Origin of the sequence: Intrasporangium oryzae NRRL B-24470, assembly GCF_000576595.1 — a bacterium.
GTDB classification, from domain to species: Bacteria; Actinomycetota; Actinomycetes; order Actinomycetales; family Dermatophilaceae; genus Intrasporangium_C; species Intrasporangium_C oryzae.
In genome coordinates, this window is the sequence record NZ_AWSA01000056.1 from 1 (window position 1) to 25,079 (window position 25,079).

General features: G+C 70.8%; 22 protein-coding genes. 15 read left to right on the plus strand and 7 right to left on the minus strand.

Going from position 1 to position 25,079, the window contains the following annotated elements:
- Nucleotides 1-39: 39 nt before the first annotated feature.
- The 3 genes from N865_RS18485 to N865_RS18495 all read right to left on the minus strand — a co-directional run bounded on the left by N865_RS18485 (nt 40) and on the right by N865_RS18495 (nt 2,604).
- Nucleotides 40-1,275: a Dyp-type peroxidase gene (locus tag N865_RS18485; RefSeq protein WP_034809217.1), complete on the minus strand. Its 1,236-nt coding sequence runs from the start codon at nt 1,273-1,275 to the stop codon at nt 40-42.
- On the minus strand, nt 1,272-1,871 hold the full coding sequence (locus N865_RS18490; RefSeq protein WP_051511019.1) for a copper chaperone PCu(A)C: 600 nt from the start codon (nt 1,869-1,871) through the stop codon (nt 1,272-1,274). The genes N865_RS18485 and N865_RS18490 overlap by 4 nt, the downstream gene beginning before the upstream one ends.
- A gap of 103 nt (nt 1,872-1,974) precedes the next feature.
- Entirely contained in the window at nt 1,975-2,604 is a 630-nt protein-coding gene (locus N865_RS18495; RefSeq protein WP_157557774.1) for a hypothetical protein, read from the minus strand.
- Between the two features lie 95 nt (nt 2,605-2,699).
- Between N865_RS18495 and rbfA the strand changes: the two genes are divergently transcribed.
- From rbfA to N865_RS18510, 3 genes are read left to right on the plus strand one after another with little or no spacing between them, the layout of a single operon-like run.
- Complete coding sequence (rbfA, locus tag N865_RS18500; protein ID WP_034809221.1) at nt 2,700-3,218, plus strand: 30S ribosome-binding factor RbfA; 519 nt, start codon at nt 2,700-2,702, stop codon at nt 3,216-3,218.
- Entirely contained in the window at nt 3,218-4,171 is a 954-nt protein-coding gene (gene truB / locus N865_RS18505; RefSeq protein WP_034809223.1) for a tRNA pseudouridine(55) synthase TruB, read from the plus strand. Before rbfA ends, truB begins: the two co-directional genes overlap by 1 nt.
- Before the next feature lie 43 nt (nt 4,172-4,214).
- Nucleotides 4,215-5,186 carry a bifunctional riboflavin kinase/FAD synthetase gene (locus N865_RS18510; protein WP_034809226.1) on the plus strand — a complete coding sequence of 324 codons (972 nt, stop codon included), beginning with the start codon at nt 4,215-4,217 and terminating at the stop codon, nt 5,184-5,186.
- A gap of 12 nt (nt 5,187-5,198) precedes the next feature.
- Here N865_RS18510 and N865_RS18515 read toward each other — a convergent pair whose 3' ends face one another.
- Nucleotides 5,199-5,771, minus strand: a complete 573-nt coding sequence (locus tag N865_RS18515; protein WP_034809229.1) for a TetR/AcrR family transcriptional regulator — start codon at nt 5,769-5,771, stop codon at nt 5,199-5,201.
- A gap of 89 nt (nt 5,772-5,860) precedes the next feature.
- Between N865_RS18515 and N865_RS18520 the strand changes: the two genes are divergently transcribed.
- The 3 genes from N865_RS18520 to N865_RS18530 all read left to right on the plus strand — a co-directional run bounded on the left by N865_RS18520 (nt 5,861) and on the right by N865_RS18530 (nt 10,307).
- Nucleotides 5,861-6,187, plus strand: a complete 327-nt coding sequence (locus N865_RS18520) for a DMT family transporter (RefSeq protein WP_034809231.1) — start codon at nt 5,861-5,863, stop codon at nt 6,185-6,187.
- 151 nt (nt 6,188-6,338) lie between these two features.
- A complete protein-coding gene (locus N865_RS18525) occupies nt 6,339-8,222 on the plus strand; it encodes an AMP-dependent synthetase/ligase (protein WP_034809234.1) in 1,884 nt (627 codons plus the stop codon).
- 93 nt (nt 8,223-8,315) lie between these two features.
- Nucleotides 8,316-10,307, plus strand: a complete 1,992-nt coding sequence (locus tag N865_RS18530) for a TIGR03960 family B12-binding radical SAM protein (protein ID WP_034809236.1) — start codon at nt 8,316-8,318, stop codon at nt 10,305-10,307.
- Between the two features lie 63 nt (nt 10,308-10,370).
- On the opposite strand, the gene N865_RS18535 is transcribed toward N865_RS18530, so the two are convergent.
- Nucleotides 10,371-10,901 (minus strand): hypothetical protein, encoded by a 531-nt coding sequence (locus N865_RS18535; protein ID WP_034809237.1) that lies wholly within the window; start codon nt 10,899-10,901, stop codon nt 10,371-10,373.
- Between the two features lie 798 nt (nt 10,902-11,699).
- Here N865_RS18535 and N865_RS22000 point away from each other — a divergent pair.
- On the plus strand, nt 11,700-13,829 hold the full coding sequence (locus tag N865_RS22000) for a hypothetical protein (protein ID WP_157557775.1): 2,130 nt from the start codon (nt 11,700-11,702) through the stop codon (nt 13,827-13,829).
- An 88-nt stretch (nt 13,830-13,917) separates the two neighbouring features.
- Here the strand turns inward: N865_RS22000 and N865_RS18545 are convergent, their stop codons facing one another.
- Nucleotides 13,918-14,451: an NUDIX hydrolase family protein gene (locus N865_RS18545; protein WP_034809239.1), complete on the minus strand. Its 534-nt coding sequence runs from the start codon at nt 14,449-14,451 to the stop codon at nt 13,918-13,920.
- Between the two features lie 71 nt (nt 14,452-14,522).
- Between N865_RS18545 and N865_RS18550 the strand changes: the two genes are divergently transcribed.
- Nucleotides 14,523-15,488, plus strand: a complete 966-nt coding sequence (locus N865_RS18550) for an MBL fold metallo-hydrolase (protein ID WP_084328373.1) — start codon at nt 14,523-14,525, stop codon at nt 15,486-15,488.
- 20 nt (nt 15,489-15,508) lie between these two features.
- On the opposite strand, the gene N865_RS18555 is transcribed toward N865_RS18550, so the two are convergent.
- Nucleotides 15,509-16,876 carry an FAD-binding oxidoreductase gene (locus N865_RS18555; RefSeq protein WP_034809259.1) on the minus strand — a complete coding sequence of 456 codons (1,368 nt, stop codon included), beginning with the start codon at nt 16,874-16,876 and terminating at the stop codon, nt 15,509-15,511.
- A 308-nt stretch (nt 16,877-17,184) separates the two neighbouring features.
- Between N865_RS18555 and ileS the strand changes: the two genes are divergently transcribed.
- The 7 genes from ileS to N865_RS18590 all read left to right on the plus strand — a co-directional run bounded on the left by ileS (nt 17,185) and on the right by N865_RS18590 (nt 25,002).
- Nucleotides 17,185-20,436 carry an isoleucine--tRNA ligase gene (gene ileS / locus N865_RS18560; protein WP_034809240.1) on the plus strand — a complete coding sequence of 1,084 codons (3,252 nt, stop codon included), beginning with the start codon at nt 17,185-17,187 and terminating at the stop codon, nt 20,434-20,436.
- Nucleotides 20,433-21,008 (plus strand): GNAT family N-acetyltransferase, encoded by a 576-nt coding sequence (locus tag N865_RS18565; RefSeq protein WP_084328374.1) that lies wholly within the window; start codon nt 20,433-20,435, stop codon nt 21,006-21,008. Before ileS ends, N865_RS18565 begins: the two co-directional genes overlap by 4 nt.
- Entirely contained in the window at nt 21,005-22,393 is a 1,389-nt protein-coding gene (locus tag N865_RS18570) for a bifunctional folylpolyglutamate synthase/dihydrofolate synthase (protein ID WP_034809242.1), read from the plus strand. Before N865_RS18565 ends, N865_RS18570 begins: the two co-directional genes overlap by 4 nt.
- 31 nt (nt 22,394-22,424) lie before the next feature.
- Entirely contained in the window at nt 22,425-22,871 is a 447-nt protein-coding gene (locus tag N865_RS18575; protein WP_034809243.1) for a hypothetical protein, read from the plus strand.
- A gap of 41 nt (nt 22,872-22,912) precedes the next feature.
- Nucleotides 22,913-23,383 carry a DUF4233 domain-containing protein gene (locus N865_RS18580; RefSeq protein WP_051511024.1) on the plus strand — a complete coding sequence of 157 codons (471 nt, stop codon included), beginning with the start codon at nt 22,913-22,915 and terminating at the stop codon, nt 23,381-23,383.
- Complete coding sequence (ndk, locus tag N865_RS18585) at nt 23,380-23,802, plus strand: nucleoside-diphosphate kinase (RefSeq protein WP_034809246.1); 423 nt, start codon at nt 23,380-23,382, stop codon at nt 23,800-23,802. Before N865_RS18580 ends, ndk begins: the two co-directional genes overlap by 4 nt.
- A 66-nt stretch (nt 23,803-23,868) precedes the next feature.
- Entirely contained in the window at nt 23,869-25,002 is a 1,134-nt protein-coding gene (locus N865_RS18590) for an FUSC family protein (protein WP_034809248.1), read from the plus strand.
- Nucleotides 25,003-25,079 lie beyond the last annotated feature (77 nt).

Genomic DNA, 25,079 nt, shown 5'->3' on the forward strand with positions numbered 1-25,079 from the left:
ACCGAACGCGGCGTTCGGTTGGGAGGTCGAGCGAGCGGATCAGATGAGGAGCGCCTGGCCGAGGGTCTCGCCGGGGCGGGCACCGGGCAGGACGGCATACACGGCGCTGCCGACCGGCGTCGTCCAGATGTTCAGCAGGTCGGCCTCGGCGAGTCGGCGCTGGATCGGGACGAACTGGCGCACCGGGTCGGCCTGGAACGACACGAACACGAGCCCGCTGTCAGTGCGTGCGTCCGGTCCGGGTGGGTCGTCGTAGGAGTACGGACGTCGCAGGATCCGCTCATGCGGCTGCTGCGGCATGGCGCGCCGCATGTGGGAGGCGCCGTCGATGACGGGGAAGCCGAGCCCGTCCTTCGCGAGCAGGTCCGGTGGGTCGGTCTCGCTCGTACCGGTGAGCGGAGCGCCGTCGGAGAGCCGACGGCCGACGGCGTTCTCGCGGGCCCGGCGGTCGGCGGCGTCCCAGCGGTCGAGGTCCATCGCGATCCGGCGCACGACCATGCTGGACCCGCCCCGCAGGCCTCGCGGTGCATCCCGACCGAGCCAGACCAGGTGGTCGTCGATGCCGTCGACGGCCGGCTGCACCGTCCCGTCGACCTGCCCGAAGAGGTTGCGGAACGGCAGGCCCTCACGTGAGCCAGTGAGCGGCTCGCGGAAGCCGCGCTGGACCCATCGTTGCCGCACGAGGGGCTCGGCGCCGACGACCAGGCGTCGTCGGGCGTGGGAGACGGCGACGGGGGAGTCGGCACAGACCTGCACGACGAGGTCGGTCTGCCCCCAGCGCGGGTCGAGGCGGTCGACGGGGAATCGGGGGAGGGGAGCGAGCCATTCCGGCCGGTCCGCCTCCAGGCCCACTGCGGCGTAGAAGCCGGGCCCGACGCCGACGGTAACGGTGAGTCGCGCGGCGACACCGGCCAGCTCCGGTTCCAGGTCGGTCACCGGGGCCCTGGCCGCCATGAGCCGCTCGATGTCGTCCGTCCACACGCGCAGGAGGCGCCGGGCCGAGTCGCGGTCGGCGCCCGGCGCGAGGTCGAGCCCGACCCAGGCCGCGTAGGGCTGCGGCTCGGTGACGACCCCGGCCTGCCGGGGCCCGCGAAAGGGCACGGTCGACGCGTTCGAGGTCGGTCCCCGGCTGGTTGCCCCGGCCGTCGTCCCGGCCCGGACGCCCAGCTGGTCGGTGCCGCTGCAGCCGCCGACGAGGCCGGCCGCTGCAGCGAGCCCGCCGGCCACCACCGACCGTCTCGGGAGGTGCTCCGAGGAGCCTTGCGCCGGTCTCACGGCGTCGGGGTGGTCGTCGCGGGCCGGGGACCGGTGGTGGCGCTCCCGCCCGTCGGGTGACCCGGGGCGTAGCGCTCGTCGGCGCCGGCGAACGACCTCACGGGGACCGTCCACGCGAGGTCGTCGCCATCGGCGGTCCGCATCCGCAGGGTGATCTCCTCGCCGTTGGAGAGGGGTCGGGAGAGCCCGAGCAGCATGACGTGGTCGCCTCCGGGCGCGAGGGTCGCGGCCCCACCGGCCGGGACGACGAGGCCGCCCTTCTTGACGGTCATGGACATGGTGCCGTCGGCGTTCATCACCATGGTGTGGACCTCGACCGCGCGGGCGACCTCGGTCGTTCCGCCGACGATGGTGACCGGCTGGGGCGACGTGTTGCGCACGGTTCCGAAGACTGCGGTCATGCCGTCAGCCGCTTTGGCCCACCCCGACTCGAGGGTGAGCGAGTGGTTGGGAGAAACGGAGGAGCGGGCCGAACCGGCCGCCGCGCCGGGTGTGGCCGCCTCGGTGATCGTGCCGCACGCGGCGAGGGCGAGGGAGAGACCGACGGCCACGAGCGTGGGGCCGGAACGAGAGAAGAAGAGGTTGGTCGATGACATGGGATTCCTTGCAGCAGTGATGGGCTCGAGCGGCAGGGTGGAGTGCCCCTGCCGCGAGCAAGGGGGTGACCGCCGGGCCGGGTCGGCACAGGCGGGGAGAGGGTCAGGCTGCGAGGAGGGGTGGGCCTCGGCCGGGACGGACGAGCGGCAGGTGCGAGGACGCGCGCTGCCGCAACGGGGCGGCGCGGAGCGGCCGCGGAGGCAGGGACGAACGGAGGACGGGGACCGGGGGCAGGAGCAGGTCGAGGACCCGCCACAGCACGTCCTCCCCGCGAGCCAGCAGGAGGCCCGCAGCGAGCGTGGCGACGACGTGGGCGGCGAGCATCCAGCCCGAGGGGAGGGCTGGCCCGGAGTGGATGTGGGCCAGGACGAGTGGGTCCGCGGCGAGGGGGTGCGTCGTGCACGAACCGGCGGTGCGCCCGGGCTCGTGGGCCGCGTGCTGGATGCAGTCGAGCGAGAGCCGTCCGGGGGCGCCCGTCCCGCCGAGGAACCCGAGCACGGCGTGCCCGGCGACCTGGGCGACCGCCAGACCGGGGACGAGCTGCCGGGCCGAGCGCCGGCCCCGTGAGGCGAGGAGCGCGACCGGCCACAGGAGCATGGCGGCGACCACCACGCCGGGACCCGAGGGGTGGCCACCCGCGACGACGTGCGCCCCGACCGTCAGCAGCAGCGCTCCGGAGAGCATGGAGAGGGCGCGGATGGCGCGCACGACTCCTGCTCCGGGGGATGTCACGCGTCCGAGGCTATTACGCAGTCGATCGGGCACGCGGCTAGGGTTGGTCAGTCGGCCCCGGCCGACGTGTTCGCACCCCGAGAAAAGAGGTAGTCATGGCTGACCCAGCCCGCGCCCGGAAGGTCGCCGACCGCATCAAGGTCATCGTCGCGGAGTACCTCGAGTACCGGATCAAGGATGATCGCCTCGGCTTCGTCACGATCACCGACACCCGCGTGACCGGCGACCTGCAGCACGCGTCCGTCTTCTACACCGTCTTCGGCTCTGACGAGGAGCGCCAGGCCACGGCCGACGTGCTCGAGGCCAACAAGGGCCGCATCCGCTCCGCCGTCGGCAAGGGGATCGGCATCCGCCTCACCCCCTCGCTCGAGTTCATCGCCGACGCCCTGCCCGAGGGCGCCGCCCACCTCGAGGACCTCGTCGCCCAGACCCGTGCCCGCGACGAGGAGCTCGCGCGGGCCGCGGCCAACGCGACGCACGCCGGTGAGCCCGACCCCTACAAGAAGCCCGCCGACCGCTCGGCCGACGAGGACGATGACGGCGACGCCGCCGGCACCGCCGGCACCGCCGGCACCGCCGGCAGGGTGCAGGCCGACCAGGACGTCGACGCCTGATGGTCGATGCGGCCGGTGGCCTGCTCGTCGTCGACAAGCCGGCCGGCTGGACGTCGCACGACGTCGTGGCCCGGGTGCGCCGGCTCTGCGGGACCCGCAGGGTCGGCCATGCCGGGACCCTCGACCCCATGGCCACCGGCGTGCTCGTCCTCGGCGTCGAGCGGGCCACCAAGCTGCTCACCTTCCTCGTCGGGTGCGACAAGGCGTATGCCGCGACGATCCGTCTCGGGCAGGCGACCCTCACCGATGACGCCGAGGGGGAGACGACCGGTCGCGCCGGGGTCGCCGATCCTGCGGCCGTCCGGGCCGCCCTTCCAGCTGCGGTCGCGACCCTGACGGGGGACATCGAGCAGGTCCCGAGCTCGGTCAGCGCCATCAAGATCAAGGGTGTGCGCAGCTATGCCCGGGTGCGGGGCGGCGACGAGGTCGACCTCCCGGCCCGCCCGGTGTCGGTCAGCCGCTTCGAGGTCCTCGAGGTGCGCCCGGCCCGCGCGGTGCTCGAGGACGGCTCGGAGATCGACGTGCTCGATGTGGACGTCGAGGTGGAGGTCTCCTCGGGCACCTACGTCCGGGCCCTCGCCCGCGACCTCGGCGACGCTCTCGGCGTCGGCGGCCACCTGACGGCCCTGCGGCGGACCCGGGTGGGACGTTTCGGGCTTCACGACGCCCTGCCCCTCGACGAGCTGGCCGAGCAGAGCGAGCGGTCCGAGCGCGAGGGGGGTGACGGCATACGTCTCATCCCCATCGCCGAGGCCGCCCGCGCCCAGCTGCCCGTCCACGAGGTGACGCCCGAGGAGGCGGTGGCGATCGGGTACGGCCAGCGCATCCCGAGCCTGCCGTCCCACCACGACGCCGTCGCCGCCATCGACCCCGAGGGCCGTCTCATCGCCGTCCTCGACGAGACGCGCGGCCAGGCCAAGCCCCGTGTCGTCTTCGTCACGGCGGCACGCTGAGCGCGTGCACGAGTCCCGGGAGCCGACCACTACAGTTGACGCCGTGCAGCGCTGGATCGGAATCGACGACATCCCGGCCGACCTCGGCCCGACGGTCGTCACGCTCGGCAACTTCGACGGGGTCCACCGTGGCCACCGTGAGGTCCTCACCCGCGTCGTGCGGGAGGCCGGCGCCTCCGGCGCGACCCCGGTGGCCGTGACGTTCGAGCCCCACCCCATCGCGGTGCTCTACCCCGAGCGCGCCCCGGCCATGGTCATGTCGCTCGAGCAGCGGCTCGACGCCCTCGAGTCGGTCGGGCTCGGGGCCGTGCTCGTCCTCGAGTTCACCCGCGAGTTCGCCCAGCAGACGCCGGAGGAGTTCGTCCGTCGCACCTTCGTCGAAGCGCTCCACGCCGCGACGGTCGTCGTCGGAGAGGACACCCGGTTCGGCGTCCGCAACTCGGGCGACGTCCAGACCCTTCGCGAGCTCGGCGCCACCCACGGCTTCGACGTCATCGCCCTTGCCGACATCGGCGAGGGCGCCTCCGACATCGCCCGCTGGAGCTCGACGCAGCTGCGAGCGGAGCTGCTCGCCGGCAAGGTCGGCCACGCCGCCCAGATCCTCGGGCGGCCGCACCGCGTCAGCGGCACCGTCGTCCACGGCGACCACCGGGGGCGCGAGCTCGGCTACCCGACGGCCAACCTCTCGCAGGAGCACGAGGGTCTCGTGCCCTGCGACGGCGTGTATGCCGGGTGGCTCGTCCGCCTCGACCTGCCCGCGGGTGCCCCCGACCGGGCCCTGCCTGCTGCGGTCTCCGTGGGCACCAACCCCACCTTCGACGGCCACCAGCGCCGGGTCGAGGCCTACGTGCTCGACCGGACCGACCTCGACCTCTACGGCGAGCGTGTCGCTGTCGAGTTCGTCGACCACCTGCGGCCCACGCTCAAGTTCGACTCCATCGACGCCCTCGTCGAGCAGATGCAGCAGGACGTGGCCGCCTGCCGCGAGATCCTGTCGGCCATCGTCCCCTCGTAACGGGAGGGGCTCTCACCTGACGTCGGCGGCGACGGAGGCGACGGCGTCGGCGAGGTCCTCGACGAGCCGGCTCCGGGCCGGGTCCTCCGGGTCGAGCGGCAGGTCGAGCTGCATGCCCATGAACGTCGCGTCGAGCAGGGCGACGGCGCGCTCGGCGTTCGCGCGGGAGGTCCCGGCGTCGACGATGTGGTCGACGAGAGCCTCGACCCAGCGCACGTTCGCCTCCCGAACCACCGAGGCGTGGGGTTCGCGGCCGAAGAGGCCGAGGGCGGCCGCCTCGACGTAGAGACGCTGGCACCGGTCGAGCTGGCCCGTCGTCGAGGCCGCCCAGAGGTCGAGGACCGCGGTGCGGACGTCGGGGGAGCGGGGAAGGGCGCGGATCTCCGCGACGGACCGGTCGGTGGAGGTGCGCAGGACGGTGGCGACGAGGTCGTCCTTGTCGGCGAAGTGGTAGAGCAGCATCCGGTCGCTCGTCCCGATGGCCGCGGCGAGCGGGCGCAGGCTGAGGTCGATCAGCCCGTGCTCGAGCACGTAGTCCGTCGCGGCGCCGGCGAGCGTGTCGCGACGAGCGGTCGTTCGGCTCACTCCAACCTCCCTGGTTCCGGGGCGACCCCTGGACGTGAGTGTAGCGAGTGCTACGCTATGTAGCGTCCGCTACAGAAATGAGGCCCGTCATGGTCACCGCCTGGGCTCTGCTCGTCACCGCCATCGGGGTGGAGGTCGCGTCCACCGCGAGCCTCTCGCGAACCATGGGGTTCCGCGACCCGCTGTGGACCGGGCTCGTGCTGGGTGGGTACGCCCTGTCGATCTGGCTGCTCGCGCTCGTGATCCGGCACATCCCCGTCTCCATCACGTACGCAGTGTGGTCCGGACTCGGCACCGCGGGCATCGCCCTCGTCGGGGTCCTCTTCCTCGGGGAGCGGCTCTCACCCGTCCAGGCGGCTGCGCTGGGGCTCATCATCGTCGGCGTGGTCATCCTCAACCTGGCCGGTGCCCACTGACGCGACTGCGACGCGTCCGCGGGTGGTTGGGTCACGGGGTTGTCTCCATCTTCGCTCCACGCGTGACTCCGGCGGGAATGCTTGACATCATCCGGCATGGCGGTGTCCGCCAGCGCCGAGGACGGGCCGCCGCAGCGACGAAGGAGTCCGCATGCCCCTGCACGCCGTTGTCGACCGAGTCGTCGACCAGAAGGTGCTCGACGAGCGCGCCCCCAGCGTGGGCGCCCTGTTCCGCAACCGCGTCCGCGCGACCCCGGACGCGCCGGCCCTCCAGCACTTCAAGGACGGCGGCAGCGAGCTGACGACCCTCACCTGGGCCGAGACCGATGCCGTCGTGCGAGAGTGGGCGGCCGGGCTGGTCAGCCTCGGCGTGCAGCTCGAGGACCGCGTCGCCATCGCCTCGACGACGCGGCTCGAGTGGATCTTCGCGGACCTCGCCATCATCTGTGCCGGCGCCGCGACGACCACGGTCTACCCGACGACGATCGCCGACGACGTGGCCTTCATCCTCGGCGACTCGGGCAGCGAGATCGTCTTCGTGGAGGACGAGGCCCAGGTCGCCAAGCTCGCCGAGCGACGGGCCGACCTTCCGGGCGTGCGCCAGGTCATCACCCTGACCGGTCAGTCCGACCACGACGGCTGGGTCATCACGACCGACGAGCTCGCCGAGCGGGGCCGGGAGGCGCTGCGGGCGACCCCCGACCTCGTCGACGCACGGATCGACCAGCTCGGGCCCGACCACCTTGCCGTCGTCATCTACACCTCGGGGACGACCGGCCGCCCCAAGGGGGTGCGCCTCGCCCACGACAGTGTCGTCTACGAGGGGGCGGTCGTCGAGGCCACCGGGGCCCTGACCCGCGACGACGTGCAGTTCCTCTGGCTGCCGCTCTCGCACGTCTTCGGCAAGATGCTCGTCGCCACCGGCCTCCAGCTCGGCTTCCTGACCGCCGTCGACGGCCGGGTCGACAAGATCGTCGAGAACATGGGGATCGTCCGGCCGACCTTCATGGCCGGCCCTCCGCGCATCTTCGAGAAGGCCTACGGCCGGATCGCGACGATGTTCGCGCACGAGACCGGGGTGAAGAGGACGCTCATCGACTGGGCCCTCGGCGTCGGCGGGCAGGTCCGGGACGCCCTCGAGAGGGGCGAGCAGCCGTCGACCCTCCTGTCCCTGCAGCACCAGGTGGCCGACCGCCTGGTCCTGTCCAAGGTCAAGGAGCGCTTCGGCGGCCGGGTCCGCTTCATGGTGAGCGGCTCGGCCCCGCTCAACGCCGACGTCGCGAAGTGGTTCGGCTCGGTCGGGCTCCTCGTGCTCGAGGGCTACGGGCTCACCGAGACCTCGTCGGGGTCGACCGTCAACCAGCCCTTCCCGGGCTCCTACACCTACGGGTCGGTCGGCTGGCCGATGCCCGGTACCGAGGTGCGGATCGCGGAGGAGGACGGCGAGATCCTCATCAAGGGCCCGGGCGTCATGCGCGGCTACCACAACAACCCCGAGGCGACGGCCGAGGTCCTGAGCGAGGACGGTTGGTTCGCCACCGGAGACATCGGCCGGATCGACGAGCGCGGCTTCGTCTACGTCACCGACCGCAAGAAGGACTTCTTCAAGACCTCGGGCGGCAAGTACATCGCCCCGGCCATGATCGAGGCGAAGTTCAAGGGGATGTGCCCCGTCGTCAGCCAGTTCCTCGTGCACGGCGCCGGGCACAACTACGCGACCGCCCTCGTCACGCTCGACCCCGACGCGATCACGGCCTGGGCGGCCGCGAACGGTATGTCAGGCACGTCGTACGCCGAGATCGTGCAGTCCGACCAGGCCCGAGCGCTCGTGCAGGGCTACGTCGACAAGCTCAACGACGACCTCAACCGCTGGGAGACGATCAAGAAGTTCACGATCCTCGACCACGACCTCACCGTCGAGATGGGCGACCTGACCCCGAGCATGAAGCTCCGCCGCCGGGCGGTCGTCACCAAGTACATGGACCAGCTCGACGCCCTGTACGAGGAGGACGCGCCCCTGGTCAGCGAGGGCTGAGCGGGGCCGACCCGCCCGGCCCCGCGGCATACGGCGTCGTGGGTCGATCTGCACGAGATCGGCCCACGGCGTCGAGTCGCCTACCATGGTCCAATGCCCGGAGAGTCCCTGTTCAACGCCCTCGAGCCCCTCCTGGAGCGGGTGAACAAGCCCATCCAGTACGTCGGGGGCGAGCTCAACTCCACCGTCAAGGACTGGAACGTCGGTGGCCACGGCCCGTCCGGCGAGGAGCTCACCACCCGCTGGGCGCTGATGTACCCCGACGCCTACGAGGTCGGCGTGCCCAACCAGGGCGTCATGATCCTCTACGAGGTCCTCAACGAGCGTCCCGACGCCCTCGCCGAGCGGACGTATGCCGTGTGGCCCGACATGGAGGCGGCGCTGCGGGAGGCGGGCTTTCCGCAGTTCACCGTCGACGGCCACCGCTCGGTCCGCGACTTCGACCTCTTCGGGCTGAGCTTCTCGACGGAGCTCGGCTACACCAACATGCTCACGGCGCTCGACCTCGCGGGCATCCCGCTCCACGCCGCAGAGCGCGGTCTCGACGACCCGATCGTCATCGCGGGCGGCCACGCGGCGTTCAACCCCGAGCCGATCGCCGACTTCATCGATGCCGCGATCGTCGGTGACGGCGAGCAGGCCGTCCTCACGGTCACGGACATCGTGGGGGAGTGGAAGGCGCAGGGCCGTCCCGGCGGCCGGCGCGAGGTCCTGCTGCGCCTCGCGCGGACCGGCGGCGTCTACGTGCCCGCCTTCTACGACGTGTCGTACCTGCCGGACGGGCGGATCCAGCGCGTGGCCCCGGCCGCCGACGTCTCGGGTGTTCCCTGGCGGGTCTCGAAGCACACGGTCATGGACCTCGACGCCTGGCCATACCCGAAGCAGCCGCTCGTGCCGCTCGCTGAGTCGGTCCACGAGCGGATGTCCGTCGAGATCTTCCGCGGCTGCACGCGTGGCTGCCGGTTCTGCCAGGCCGGGATGATCACCCGGCCGGTGCGCGAGCGCACCATCACCGGCATCGGCGAGATGGTCGAGCGAGGGCTGGCCGCGACCGGCTTCGAGGAGGTCGGGCTGCTGTCACTGAGCTCCGCCGACCACTCCGAGATCGCCGACATCACCAAAGGCCTCGCCGACCGCTACGAGGGCACCCAGACCGGCCTCTCGCTGCCGTCGACCCGCGTCGACGCCTTCAACATCGACCTCGCCAACGAGCTGACCCGCAACGGACGTCGCTCGGGCCTGACCTTCGCCCCGGAGGGCGGCTCCGAGCGCATCCGCAAGGTCATCAACAAGATGGTGTCGGAGGACGACCTCATCAACACCGTCGCCGCGGCATACGGCGCCGGCTGGCGGCAGGTCAAGCTCTACTTCATGTGCGGCCTGCCGACCGAGACCGACGAGGACGTCCTCCAGATCGCCGAGCTCGCGAAGAAGGTCATCGAGACCGGCCGGCAGGTCTCCGGCAAGCGCGACATCCGCTGCACGGTGTCGATCGGCGGCTTCGTGCCCAAGCCCCACACGCCCTTCCAGTGGGCCGCCCAGCTCGGCGCCGAGGAGACCGACGCTCGCCTCCTCAAGCTCCGTGAGGCGATCCGCTCCGACCGGCGCTACGGGTCCTCCATCGGGTTCCGCTACCACGACGGCAAGCCCGGCATCGTCGAGGGCCTGCTCTCGCGCGGTGACCGTCGCGTCGGCCGCGTCATCGAGGCCGTGTGGCGCGACGGCGGACGCTTCGACGGGTGGTCGGAGCACTTCTCCTACGACCGCTGGATGGCCGCTGCCGAGTCGGCGCTCGCCGATACGCCCGTCGACGTCGCCTGGTACACCACCCGCGAGCGGGAGCAGAACGAGGTGCTCCCGTGGGACCACCTCGACTCCGGCCTCGACAAGGACTGGCTCTGGGAGGACTGGCAGGACGCGCTCGACGAGACCGAGGTCGACGACTGCCGCTGGACGCCCTGCTTCGACTGCGGGGTGTGTCCTCAGATGGGGACCGAGATCGAGATCGGGCCGACCGGCAAGACGCTGCTGCCGCTCACCGTCCTCGGCTCGGGGCGGCAGGAGCTGCTCGAGCACCAGCACTGAGCTGGTCACCCGCCACATGCGTGGGCTCGGCGACGGACGTCGCCGAGCCCACGTGTCAGGTGTTCAGCAGGTGGTCCCGGTGTTGGGTCCGCCCAAGGTGTAGTTCCAGCAGAACAGTGTGGCGCCGGACTGCGTGACCACGAACTGCGCGGCCGTGGCGGTCAGCGAGGTGAGGACAACGGTCCACTGGGTGCTGCCGGTGCCTCCGCAGCCGACCTGCTGTGCGGTCGGGGTCGGGGGTGCGGTGACAGACGCCGTGATGTCCGGCACGGTGGCCCGGCCGTTCTTGCTCGTGGGGAGCAGCACGGGGCCGGAGGTCCCGGAGCCTGCCTGGACCGGGTTCTGGCCCGGCGAGGGGTGACCCTGCGGGTTGTAGCAGGTGTAGTTCGCGACGCCGGTCACGGTGAGCGTCCCGTAGAGCGGGATGTTGCCGAGGCCGCTGAAGTTGCCGCCCGAGACGGTGGCGGACGCCTCGTTGAAGACGATCGTCGGCGGGCTCTTGACGGTCACCGCGGCGAACGCGGTGGACGTGCCGAGGGCGACCGCCGCCACGGCGGCGACGATCGCGACGAAGAACTGCTTGAGGTACTTCATGAGGTCTCCCTGTTGGTGTGGAAGTTGCTGGGCCCCGTCCCAGCCGGCGACGCCGGGCCGGTGCGGCCCGCATCGTCGATTCGGAGGCCGATCTCGGAGCCGAAATACCACGGCGCCGAGAGTGGCGGCATATGCCCGAAAGGTGCGCGGACGCAACCGGGCAATCGGGCGAACGAGCGCTTCGATCGGGTCGCTGTGCAGGGCCGACGCTTACCCATGCATGAGGTAGGGGAATCTAACTTGGCAGCGATCGTGAACACGAAATCCAGCCCGTTTTGTCGCTGAAGTCAGGTGCTCAACCTGACAGAAACTGCATTGCGCGCGTAAATGCAATAGTCGGTCAAGAGATCCTTAACATCCACGAAGTGAACATTCCCGGCGCGCCCGACCCGCGGCAGATGAGACGTTCTGAACGGATTGAGCCATAGCAGGCATTCGTCCGGTGCCCTGGCGGAGATTCTCAAGACGCCAGGCCGCCGGGCGCAAAAAACGGCGACAGTTTTCCTGATTCTGCCGCCGGACGCAACAGATGTGCCTAATCTCACAAGTGGACAACTGTGCATCCGGCCGACCTCGATCCACGAGTACCGGTCCCTCGATCTGGTGGGTCGATCGGATCAGTGAGGGTGCACGGAGTCCCCCCGACGGTGTCGGGGTGGGTCGGGCTCGGGTGGGGGTCCGGGCTCACACACCACATTCGTGGACTCGGGGGCGAAGTTCACAAGAGTCGAATTCCATCCCTCCGGGATGTGTCGAGGGGTGTCGTTCGATCACCTTCATCCCATAGGGGGATAAACCGTGGGTAATCTTCCAAAGCGTTCGTCCAAGCGGACGCTCAAGGCGATTGTCGCGAGCGTGGCGGTGGGGGCCGCCATGATGTTCGCCGGCAACGTCCCGGCGGCTTATGCCGTCCATGACCAGGCCTTCCAGCTCGACGGGGATGTCGCAGCATCGACCACCACGAACATCGGTGGTTCGGTGCAGAACTACGACTGGAGCTCGCTGTTCGGCACCTCCGGTGAGAAGCTGAGCCTGCCTACTGGCTTCACGGCGTCGGTGTTCAGCAAGGACTTCAACACCAATGCCAACGGGACGTTCAACACGAGTGACGCGACGACCTACACGACCGGCAGCAAGGACACGCTGCCGATCAGCACCGGGTGGCAGTGCACCGCGTCCAACAACGTCAACAGCAAGATCGACGTGATGAACGCCTACGCGGCGGCGTACACCGATCCGGACAACGGGCACCAGCTCCTGTACTTCGGGATCGAGCGCAACACGAACACCGGCGACGCCAACGTGGCGTTCTGGTTCCTCCAGGACACCGTTGCGTGTAACGACAACGGCACCACTGCGTCGTTCACCGGTGACCACAAGGACGGTGACCTCCTCGTCGTGTCGGCGTTCACGAACGGCGGAGCCGTCAGCACGATCGACGTCTACAGGTGGGACCGGCCCAACCCGTCGCTTCCCGGCTCGCTGAACCCGACCTCTGTCGCGCACGGCGTGGACTGCAAGTCCACTTCGGCAGGAGATGACGTCTGTGCGACGACCAACGGCCCCACGAACGGCACCAACGGGACGATCACCACGCCATGGCCGACGGCGAACGCGAAGGACGGCGTGGGCCACTCGCTGCGCACCTCGGAGTTCTACGAGGGCGGCCTCGACCTGACTGCCAAGGGCCTCGGGGGCCACTGCTTCAACACCTTCACCGGTGACACACGATCCTCGCAGTCGCTGACCGCGACCCTCTTCGACTACTCGCTGGGCACGTTGGGCGAGTGCACGTCGAAGACGGAGACAACGCCCAGCTTCACGACGCAGCAGATCCCCAAGTCGGGTGACCCCGCGATCACAGCTAGTGACAGCGCGAAGATCACCGTCACGGGGATCTCGACGTTCAACGCGACGTTGAAGTTCTTCATCTGCGGTCCGAACGTCCCGGCCGGCACCGGCTGCACGACCGGCGGCGACCAAGTCGGTTCCACGCAGACGATCACGGCTCAAGGCACGTTCTCCTCGAGCTCAGCAACCATCACAGAGGTGGGGCGCTACTGCTGGCGGGCGGAGTTCTCCGGCGACTCGAACGCGGGAGTTCCGAGCTCGAAGGACGACAGCACGGGTGAGTGCTTCATCGTCACCCCGCGTCAGCCGTCTCTCTCGACGCAGGCCGGCACAAGCCCGGTCGACTTCGGGAGCCCGGTCACCGACACCGCGACGCTGTCCAACACTGCTGACCACCAGGGCAGCGGCGGCAAGGGCACCGACGGGTCGATCGACCCGACGACTGGAGGCGGCAAGGCGGGTGGCACCATCACCTTCACCCTTCTCAAGGATGACTGCTCGACGCCGGCCACAGGCACGGGGACGAACCCGCAGTCGGTGAACGTCAGCGGCGACAACACGTACGGCCCGGTGAGCTTCACTCCGGACGCGCCTGGTACGTACCACTGGGTCGCCTCCTACAGCGGCGACTCGCCGAACACGCTCAAGACGGATCACAACACGGCCTGCAACGACACCAACGAGGACGTCGTCGTCCGCCAGATCCCGACTTCGATCTCCACGGCACAGAAGGCGTACCCGAACGACTCGGCGACGATCTCGTCGACGGTCGCCGGTGACAACCTTCCCTCCGGTGGAAAGGTCGACTTCGTCCTCTACGACACCCTGGCCAATTGCCAGGCCGGCGGGGCAACGGGCAAGCTCTACACCGAGCCCACCATCACCGTCGGTGGCCAGAACTCCGTGACCGTTGGCACGTCCAACACCTCCGTGGCCGTCAGCACGAACACGACGGTCTACTGGAAGGTCACCTACGCTCCAGGCGACCAGGCCCACACGGGAAGGCAGAGTGCCTGCGCCGAGAGCACGCAGTTCACGTTCGTCAACGACTCGGGACCGGGGACGCTCTACCCCTGACCTCCGACCCATGACCACGTGATCGACAAAGGGCGGCCCCGGTCAATGACCGGGGCCGCCTCATGCGTCAGGACGCCGGGTCACACCCTTACACCGGGTAGCCCACGTGGGCGAGGGCCTGGCGCACGAGGATGCCGTGCGACCCCGTCATCTCGCCGCGGACCGCCATCGACGCCGCTTCCTCAGGCGTCACCCACGAGAGGTCGAGGGCGTCCTGCTGGGGCCGGCAGTCGCCCATGACGGCGACGACGAAGGCGAGCGACACGGCGTGCTGGCGAGGGTCGTGGAACGGGGTGACGCCTGGCGTCGGGAAGAACTCCGCGACGGTGAACGGCTGGGGCGAGAGCGGGATGCGGGGGAGAGCGACCGGGCCGAGGTCGTTCTCGATGTGCCGCAGGAGGGCGTCGCGGATCTTCTCGTGGTAGAGCACGCGGCCGCCGACCACCTCGTGGCCGATGCCTCCGTCGCTGTCGGCCCGCAGCAGCAGGCCGATGTGGGTGACGACGCCCCGGTCGTCGACACGCACGGGCACCGCGTTGACGTAGAGGATCGGCAGGCGGTCCCGGGCGCTGTCGAGGTCCTCGCGGCTCAGCCAGGCGCCTGTCGTCTCCGTCTCGTTCATGACCTCATCCTGCCAAACGCCTCGCCGGGGGCAATGCCCGCACGGGACCCGGGTGCGCCAGACTGGCCGCCATGGGAGAGCGCAGCGACACGACTGGCCATGTCGACTTCAGCGGCCGGGCCGACGCCGCGCCCTTCCCCGAGCGTTGGATCCACGGCGTCCGTCCGGGCGCGAAACGGGCCCGCCTCGAGGCCGAGCCGCCGCTCCAGGTCCACCGCCACGACGAGCACACCTATGTCCTGCGCCAGAGCAAGACGCTCACCTACGAGGGCCCCTTCCTCTACCTCCTCCTCGGCAACGAGCGGGCCCTCCTGCTCGACACGGGCGACTTCGTCGACCCCCTCCGTATGCCGCTGAGGACGACCGTCGACCGCCTCCTCGGCGAGTGGCTGGCTCATCACCCTCGCGACACCTACCCCCTCGTCGTGGCGCACACGCACGGCCACGGCGACCACGTCGGGGGAGACGGGCAGTTCGCCGACCGGCCCGACACGACGGTCGTCGGGCGGGACGTCGACGCGGTGCGGGCGCACTTCGGCTTCACGGACTGGCCGCGACAGACCGTGGCCTACGACCTCGGCGGCCGGGTGCTCGAGGTGACGGGCAGCCCGGGGCACGAGGCCGCCGCGATCACGATCCGCGACCCGTGGACGGGCTTCCTCCTCACTGGCGACTCCGTCTACCCGGGCCGCCTCTACGTCGAGGACGCCCCGGCCTTCACGCAGACGCTCGAAGCCCTCGTCGAGATCGCCGAGACCCGGTGGGTCAGCGCGGTCATGGGCTGCCACGTCGAGATGACGCGGACGCCCGGCGTCGACTATCCCATCGGCACGACCTGGCAGCCCGACGAGGCGCCGCTGCCGATGACCGTCGAGCAGCTGTGGGCCGTGCGCGACGCAGCCCGCGAGGTCGAGGCCAGACCCGGCGCCCACGTCCGCGACGACGTCATCATCTTCAACGGGCCGTGCCGCGGCGCCATGGTCCGCCAGCGGCTCCGACGCAGGGCAGCCGACGTCGCGAGCCGCTTCGGTGCCTGACGCCGTCCTGACGCCGTCGGTCAGCGAGGTCGCTCGAAGACCGTGCCGGGGTTCATGATCCCGAGCGGGTCGAAGACCGCCTTGAGCCGCCGCTGGCGGTCCAGCTCGTCCGCGCCGAGCTCGAGCCGGAGCCACGGCACCTTGAGCGAGCCGACGCCGTGCTCGCCGGTGATCGTGCCGCCGACGTCGAGCCCGAGGCGCAGGACCTCGTCGAAGGCCAGCCAGGCCCGCGCGAGCGCGTCGGGGTCGTCGTAGGGGTGGACGATCGACGGGTGGAGGTTGCCATCGCCGCCGTGGCCGCTGACGGGAATGAGGACGCCGTGCCGTGCGGCGATCGTCTCGACCCCACGGATGAAGTCGGCGAGCCGGGCAACAGGCACGCAGACGTCCTCGGCGAGACGCGCGCCGAGCGCCTCGAACGCGGTGCTCATGACGCGCCGCCCCTCGAGGAGCGCGTCGGCCTCCTGCGCGTCGTCGGCGACGGCCACCTCGGTCGCACCCGCACCGGCCATGAGGTCGGCATAGCGAGCCACGTCCTCCCCGGCGTGCCCGGGCCGGTCCGACTGGACGAGGAGCACGGCCTCGCAGTCGTTGGGGAAGCCGTAGTCGCCGTAGGCCTGGACCGCGCGCACGCTCGAGCGGTCGAGGATCTCGAGGAGGCTGGGCCGGACGGAGTCCCGGCGCAGGGCCACGATCCCGGCGACCGCGTCGTCGAGCGAGGCGAACACGGCGAGCGCCGTCAGTGCCGGGTCGGGAGCGGGGGCGAGCCGGACGAGGACCTCGGTGACGACGCCCAGCGTCCCCTCCGACCCGACAACGAGCCCGGTGAGGTCGTAGCCGGCCACGCCCTTCGCGGTCCGGTGACCCGTCCGCATCACCTCGCCACCAGGGAGGACGACCTGCAGCGCCTTGACCCAGTCGGCGGTGACGCCGTACTTGACGCAGCACAGGCCGCCGGCGTTGGTCGCGACGTTGCCGCCGATCGTGCACGTCTCCCACGACGCCGGGTCGGGACCGTAGAAGAGGCCGGCGCGGGCCACCTCGCGCTTGAGCGCAGCATTGACGACACCGGGTCCGACGACGGCGTACCCCTCGAGCGGGTCGACGTCGATGATCGCGTCGAGCGCCTCGACGTTGAGGACGATGCAGCCCTCGGTCGCGATCGCACCGCCCGCGCGCGAGGTCCGCGCGCCCTGCGGCACGACGGGCGTCCGGTTCGCCTGTGCGTGCTCGAGGACCGCGACGACGTCGGCCACGTCCCGGGCCCGGACCACCGTGTAGTCGCTGGGAGGTGCGCTCGACGCGGGGGAGGCGTCAGCGGCATACGTCCGCTTGACGTCGGGGTCGGTGACCTCGCGTGCGGCGACGCCGGGAGGGAGGGTGGGCACGTTCACAGGCTAGACTCGGGCACACAGGCGTTCGAGCCGTCATCAGCGGCGAGCCTCCGGAAGAACGGGTCCCCACCCCTGGCGGGGTGGTGGCCTCACTAGAACCGGACGGGTGGGCCCGTCACAGCCTTCGGCAAGAGCGGTCGTATGCCGCTCACCGTCCTTTCCCGGGGACCGTGGGCTCGTGCGGCAAGCGGGGTGGTACCGCGGCGGAGACGTCGTCCTCGTAGTGGGTCTGCAGGCCCTGAAGCCCGCAGCCAGAAGGCAGTACGAGTCGACCGACGCAACCGACGCAGGAGACCACGAGCATGACCTACCCGAAGGTCACGACCGACCAGGCCGGCACCACCGGCGTCCCGTCCAACCCGCGCTTCCCCGAGATCGAGGAGCGCATCCTGAAGTACTGGGACGAGGACGGCACCTTCATCGCGTCCGTCGAGGGCCGCGACGCCGGCACCAACGGCGACAACGAGTTCGTCTTCTACGACGGGCCGCCCTTCGCCAACGGTCTCCCGCACTACGGCCACCTGCTCACCGGCTACGTCAAGGACATCGTCCCCCGCTACCAGACGATGCGGGGTCGTCGCGTCGAGCGCCGCTTCGGCTGGGACACGCACGGCCTCCCCGCCGAGCTCGAGGCCCAGCGCCAGCTCGGCCTCAAGACCAAGCAGGACATCGTCGACCTCGGCATCGACCGGTTCAACGACGCCTGCCGCAGCTCGGTGCTCAAGTACACCGGAGAGTGGCGCGACTACGTCACCCGCCAGGCCCGCTGGGTCGACTTCGACCACGACTACAAGACGATGAACCCGGAGTTCATGGAGTCGGTCATCTGGGCGTTCAAGACGCTCTACGACAAGGGCCTCGTCTACGAGGGCTTCCGCGTCCTGCCCTACTGCTGGAACGACCAGACGCCGCTGTCCAACCACGAGCTGCGCATGGACGACGACGTCTACAAGATGCGCCAGGACCCGGCCGTCACGGTCGGCCTGCGCTTCGAGACCGGCGAGATCGCCCTGATCTGGACGACGACGCCGTGGACCCTGCCGTCCAACCTCGCGATGGCCGTCCACCCCGACATCGACTACGTCGTCGTCGAGTCCGACCACACCGGCACGACCGAGCGCTACGTCCTGGCCGCGGCACGGCTCGGGGCCTACCAGCGCGAGCTCGGGGAGGACGCGGCCGAGCGGGTCGTCGAGCGGCTCAAGGGGTCCGACCTCATCGGCCGGTCGTACACACCACCGTTCACGTACTTCCAGGGCCACGAGCGGGCGCACCGCGTCCTCGAGGCCGACTACGTCACGACCGACGACGGCACCGGCATCGTCCACATCGCCCCGGCGTTCGGTGAGGAGGACAAGGTCGTCACCGACGCGGCGGGCATCGCCCCCGTCGTGCCCGTCGGTCCGGACGGGCTGTTCACCTACCCCGTCACCGACTACGAGGGCATGCACGTCTTCGACGCCAACCTCCACATCATCGACCACCTCAAGGCCGCGACCCGGGGCGAGGGTGAGTCCGGCTCGGTGTCGGGCGGCACGGTCCTGCTCCGACGCGAGACCTACGACCACACCTACCCGCACTGCTGGCGCTGCCGCCAGCCGCTCATCTACATGGCCGTGTCGAGCTGGTTCGTCGAGGTGACGAAGATCAAGGACCGGATGCTCGAGCTCAACCAGCAGATCGAGTGGACCCCGGAACACATCCGCGACGGCCAGTTCGGCAAGTGGCTCGCCAACGCCCGCGACTGGTCGATCTCCCGGAACCGCTTCTGGGGCAGCCCCATCCCGGTGTGGCGGTCCGACAACCCCGAGTCCCCCCGCATCGACGTCTACGGCTCCTTCGCCGAGCTCGAGCGCGACTTCGGCGTGAAGGTCACCGACCTGCACCGTCCCTTCATCGACTCGCTGACCCGCCCCAACCCGGACGACCCCACCGGGCGCTCGACGATGCGTCGCGTCGAGGACGTCCTCGACGTGTGGTTCGACTCGGGGTCGATGAGCTTTGCCCAGGTCCACTACCCGTTCGACAACGCCGAGTGGTTCGAGCACCACTTCCCGGGCGACTTCATCGTCGAGTACATCGGCCAGACCCGGGGCTGGTTCTACACGCTCCACGTCCTCGCGACGGCCCTCTTCGACCGGCCGGCGTTCAAGACGTGCGTGAGCCACGGCATCGTCCTCGGCTCCGACGGCCAGAAGATGAGCAAGTCGCTGCGCAACTACCCCGACGTCTCCGAGGTCTTCGACCGCGACGGCGCCGACGCCATGCGGTGGTTCCTCATGAGCAGCCCGATCCTGCGCGGAGGCAACCTCATCGTCACGGAGCAGGGCATCCGCGACGGCGTCCGCCAGGTCATGATCCCGCTCTGGAACGCCTGGTCGTTCTTCGCGCTCTACGCCAACACCGCCCGCGGCGGCGCCGGCTACGACGCGACGCGCTCGACGTCGTCGAGCGACGTCCTCGACCGCTACCTGCTCGCCAAGCTCCGCGACTTCGTGTCCGACATGCGCGAGCAGCTCGACGCCTACGAGATCGCGGCGGCGTGCGACACGATGCGCGGGTTCCTCGACGTGCTCACCAACTGGTACATCCGACGCTCTCGGGACCGGTTCTGGGGTGGTGAGAGCGAGGAGTCGCTCGCCGCGTTCGACACCCTCTGGACCGCGCTCGAGACGGTGACCAGGGCCACCGCCCCGCTGCTGCCGCTCGTCACCGAGGAGATCTGGCGCGGCCTGACGGGTGAGCGCTCCGTCCACCTCGCGGACTACCCGTCGCCCGACGACCTGCCCGTCGACCACGAGCTGGTCGTCGCGATGGACCGCGCCCGCGAGATCTGCTCGACCGGCTCGAGCCTGCGCAAGGCGCGCAGCCTCCGTGCCCGGCTCCCGCTCGCCGAGCTGACCGTCGTCGTTCCCGAGCCGGCGGCCCTCGAGCCGTTCCGGTCGATCATCCAGGACGAGCTCAACGTCAAGCGGCTCACCTTCGTCGACCTCGCCACGGCGAGCGAGGCGGACTTCGGGGTGAGCCAGCGCCTCAGCGTCAACGCCCGGGTCGCCGGTCCCCGCCTCGGCCGCGACGTCCAGCTCGCCATCAAGGGCAGCAAGAGCGGCGACTGGTCGGTGACGCCCGACGGCGTCGTGACCTCCGGAGGCCTGGCGCTCGTCGACGGGGAGTACACCCTCGAGACGGTCGTCGCCGGTGACGGCGCCTCCGGCGCGGCCACGGCGATGCTGCCCGGTGGGGGATTCGTCGTCCTCGACACCACGGTGTCTCCCGAGCTCGCCACCGAGGGGGTCGCCCGCGACCTCGTCCGGGCCGTCCAGAAGGCGCGGCGCGACGCGGGCCTGCACGTGAGCGACCGGATCAGCCTGACGATCCAGGGTGCGGAGGAGGTGTTCGAGGCGACGGTCGCCCACCGCGACCTCATCGTCGGGGAGACGCTCGCGGCCCAGTTCGCCTCGGCCGGCCCCGACCACCCGCTCGCGGACGGCACGGGCACGTCGGTCGTTGTCGGCGACAACCATGCCGCGACGATCCTGGTGGGCAAGCTGTGATCGCGGCCCGGGCACGCGGCCTGGCCGGCTCCGGCCTCGCCGAGGACGACGTCGTCATCCGGACCGCGACGGGCGACGACCTCGACGGGGTCCTCGCCGTCGGCCACCGGACCTGGCCCGTCACCTTCGAGCCGATCGCCGGCCCCGAGTACGTCGCGATGGGTCTCGCCAAGTGGTGGACCGCCGACGCCGTGACCCCCTCGATCCGCGTCGGACGCACCCTCGTCGCCGTCGACGGCGACGAGGTCGTCGGGGTCGCGACCTACGGCCTCCAGGACGACGAGCTCGTCAACTGGAAGCTCTACGTCCTGCCCACCCACCACCATCGGGGGATCGGCACGAAGCTGCTCGACGCCGTCGTGGACCGCGCTCGTGAGCTCGGCCACGACCGCGTCGTGCTCTCGCACCTCGAGGGCAACGACGACGCGGCCAGCTTCTACGCGCGCCGCGGGTTCGTGGAGACCCACCGGGAATCGGGCGGCTCGGTCCTGCCCGACAGCATCTGGATGGCCAAGGACCTGACGGGCCCGGCCGACGCGTCCGGCCGGGGCGTGCGGGAGGAGGACCAGTGAGCGGACGTCCCGACGCGGCTGCCCAGGAGGCGGCGCGCAACCTCGAGCTGATGAGGCGGATGCGCGAGATCGAGGAGGAGATCCTCGCCCGCGCGCCCGAGAACGACATCGGCCCCTCGCTCGAGCGCATCACGGCGGTCATGGAGCTCGCGGGCGACCCCCAGCGGGCCTACCCCGTCATCCACCTCACCGGCACCAACGGCAAGACGTCGACGAGCCGGATGATCGACTCCATCCTGCGGGAGAGCGGCCTGTCGACCGGCCGTTTCACGTCACCGCACCTGCACGACATCCGTGAGCGGATCACCTTGTCGGGCAAGCCGATCCCGCGGGAGAAGTTCATCGCGGCCTACGAGGAGGTCGCACCCCTCATCGACATCGTCGATGCCCGGTCCCTCGAGTCGGGCGGTCGCCGGATGAACTTCTTCGAGGTCCTCGTCGCCGTGGCCTTCGCCGCTTTCGCCGACGCGCCCGTCGACGTCGCCGTCATCGAGGTCGGCCTCGGTGGGACCTGGGACGCCACCAACGTCGCCGACGGCCAGGTGGCCGTGATCACCCCCGTCGACCTCGACCACACCCACATCCTCGGCGACACCGTCATCGACATCGCGCGCGAGAAGAGCGGCATCATCAAGGCGGATGCCCTCACGGTCTCAGGGGTCCAGGACCCCGACGTGGCCGAGGTCCTCCTGGACCGCGTCGAGGAGGTCGGTGGGCGCATCGTCTTCGAGGGCAACGACTTCGGCGTCCTCGCGCGCGAGGTCGCGCTCGGCGGCCAGCAGGTGTCGCTGCGCGGGCTCGCCGCCGAGTACACCGACCTCTTCCTGCCGCTCCACGGCGCCCACCAGGCGAGCAACCTTTCGACGGCGGTCGCCGCGGTCGAGGCGTTCGTCGGGGGAGGGGAGCAGGCCATCGACCGCGACATCCTCGCCGCCGCCTGCGCGGCGATGACCTCGCCCGGGCGCCTCGAGGTCGTTCGGCGCTCGCCGACCGTGCTCGTCGATGCCGCTCACAACCCGCACGGGGCCCGCTCGCTCGTCGCCGCGCTCGAGGAGGCGTTCAGCTTCACCAAGCTGGTCGGTCTCGTCGGGATCGTCGCCGACAAGGACGCGGCGGCGATCCTCGAGGTTCTCGAGCCGGCCCTCGACCACGTCGTCGTGACGCGCAGCTCCTCGCCACGAGCGATGGCACCGGAGCGTCTCGGGCAGATGGCGACCGAGCTCTTCGGCGAGTCCCGGGTCACCGTCGTCGACAACCTGCCCGACGCCCTCGAGCAGGCCGTCACCCTCGCGGAGGAGGACGGCATGGGCGGCGGTGTCGTCGCGACCGGCTCGGTCATCACCGCCGGCGAGGTGCGTACCCTCCTCGGCGTCACCGAGGTCTGAGGCCGGCTCGGGGCACCCGTACGCTGGTCCCATGCCACCCCTCTTCCGCCTCGTCCTCATCGTCGCGGTGATCGCGCTCGCCGTCGTCCTCTACGGCCGGATCGTCGGGCGCCGTGACTCCGAGAAGGACTACGTCGGGGTCACCGATGCGGTGCGCGCCAAGGTGAGCCGTGAGATCAGCGCCGGGCACACGATCAACGCCATCAAGATCTACCGCGAGGCGACCGGTGCGCCCCTCGTCGACGCGAAGAAGGCGATCGACGGCTGGTTCGTGCCGGGCCAGGGGCCCGGCGTGCGCGACGCGGTGTCGTCGTGGACCGAGGGGCGCCTCACCGAGGAGGGGCGCCTGCACATCAGCCGCCTTCTCGAGGACGGCCGCCGCGAGGACGCCATGGCCCTCTACGCGGAGGCGACCGGCGCGAGCGACACCGAGGCCCAGGCCGTCATCCGCACGTGGGACACCACCCAGAACTACTGACGACCCGTCCAGACCGACGACCGACCGAGGGACCACACGACATGCGAGGACTCGTCCTCTACGGCCAGACCGGCAAGTTCACCTGGCGGATGCTCGCCACCGTCCTCGTCGGGCAGTCCCTCTGCGTCTTCTTCGGGGCCCTCGTCGCACGCGGCATCGCGGCCAGCGGTGACGACGCGAGCCACTCGACGGCATACCTCCTCGTCGGCAGCGGGCTCGCGCTGCTCTGCATCGTGGGCGCTGGGGCGCTCCGGAGGCCGTGGGGTGTGACGCTCGGGTGGTTCATCCAGGTCGCGACGCTCGCGAGCGCGGTCGTCGTCCCGATGATGTTCTTCGTCGGGCTCATCTTCCTCGCGCTCTGGGTCACCTGCCTCGTGCAGGGGGGCCGCGTCGACGAGGCCCAGGCGCGCCAGGCCCTCGACGCCGACGGCGAGGGCCCTTCGGGCGACAGGCCGGCCCCCGACGGCACCACCCGACCGGTGCAGGGTGGGGCCGATAGGGTGGGCGAGTGAGCACCGAACGATCCCTCGTCCTCGTCAAGCCCGACGGTTTCCAGCGCGGCCTCACCGGCGAGGTCCTGCGCCGCATCGAGGCCAAGGGCTACACCCTCGCCGCGCTCGCCGTCGTCACGCCGACCCGCGAGCAGCTGGCCGCCCACTACGCCGAGCACGAGGGCAAGCCGTTCTACGAGCCGCTCGTCGACTTCATGAGCTCCGGACCGGTCGCCGCCGTCGTCATCGAGGGCCAGGACTGCATCCGCGGCTTCCGCTCGCTCGCCGGTGCCACCAACCCGACGGAGGCCGCCCCCGGCAGCATCCGCGGCGACCTCGGTCGCGACTGGGGCCAGGCGGTCCAGCAGAACATCGTGCACGGGTCCGACTCGCCCGAGTCGGCCGTGCGCGAGATCGGCATCTGGTTCCCCGACCTCTGACGACCGGGTTCGATGTATCCGGGCGCGCTCCAGGCCGCGCGGATACATCGAACGGGGAGGGAAGTCGTGGACGACTACCTGAGGAGCGACGCACGCGTGATCGAGGCGCTCGACCGCGCCTGGGACCGCAGCCGCGAGTCGATCCAGTCGCGCTTCGAGCGGCTGCGGGGACGCGCCTTCCTCCTCCTGCAGTGCGCCGTCGCCGCCGGAGTCGCCTGGTGGGTCGCCCGGGACGTTCTCGGCCACACCGCACCCTTCTTCGCGCCGATCGTGGCCGTCGTCTGCCTCGGCATGTCCTACGGCCAGCGCCTGCGCCGCGTCTTCGAGGTGGCCGTCGGCGTCGCCGTCGGGGTGTTCACGGCTGACGTGTTCGTCCACGTCGCGGGCAGCGGCCCCTGGCAGATCGGTGCCGTCGTCCTCGTGTCGATGAGCTTCGCCGTGCTGCTCGACGGCGGCCCGGTGCTCATCACCCAGGCGGCCGTCCAGGGCATCGTCATCGCCGCCCTCGTCGCCAGCCCGGGCCAGGCCTTCACCCGCTGGACGGACGCCCTCATCGGAGGCGCCATCGCGCTCATCGCCGCGACCGTGGTCCCCCAGGCCCCCCTGCGCCGGCCCCGCGTCGCCGCCGCGCGGGTCGCTCGGACGATCAGCGAGCTGCTACGCCGAGCCGCCTCAAGTGCAGAGGACGGCGACGTCGAGGCCGCCGCCGAGGTGCTCGCGTCGGCACGGGCGACCGACTCGCTCCTGCGAGAGCTGCGGACCGCCGCCGACGAAGGTCTGTCCGTCATCAGCAGCTCGCCGTTCTCCCGCCACCACGCGACGGGGGTCCGCAAGATGGCCGACCTGGTCGAGCCGCTCGACCGGGCGATGCGCAGCACCAGGGTCCTCGTGCGCCGGGTCACGGTCACGGTCGCGCGAGGCGAGCCGTTGCCCCCCGGATACCGAGAGCTGCTCGACGACCTTGCCGACGCCACGGACGTCATCGGCCGCTCCCTGGCCGAGAACGCCTCGCCGACCGTCGGGCGCACCCCGCTCCTGCGCGTCGCCGCCGAGACGGGGGAGGTGCCGCGAACCGCCAGTCTCGCCACCGAGACTGTCCTCGCGCAGATCCGGTCCGTCGTCGTCGACCTCCTGCAGGTCACCGGCCTCGACGTCGACGACGCCATCGCCGCCCTGCCTCCGGAGCGGCCCCGCGACTGACCGCTGCGAGCGGGGTGAACCGTCGGGTATGCCGCTGGGCCGGGTCCCGGGCGGATTCAAGGGGTCATCGCAACACC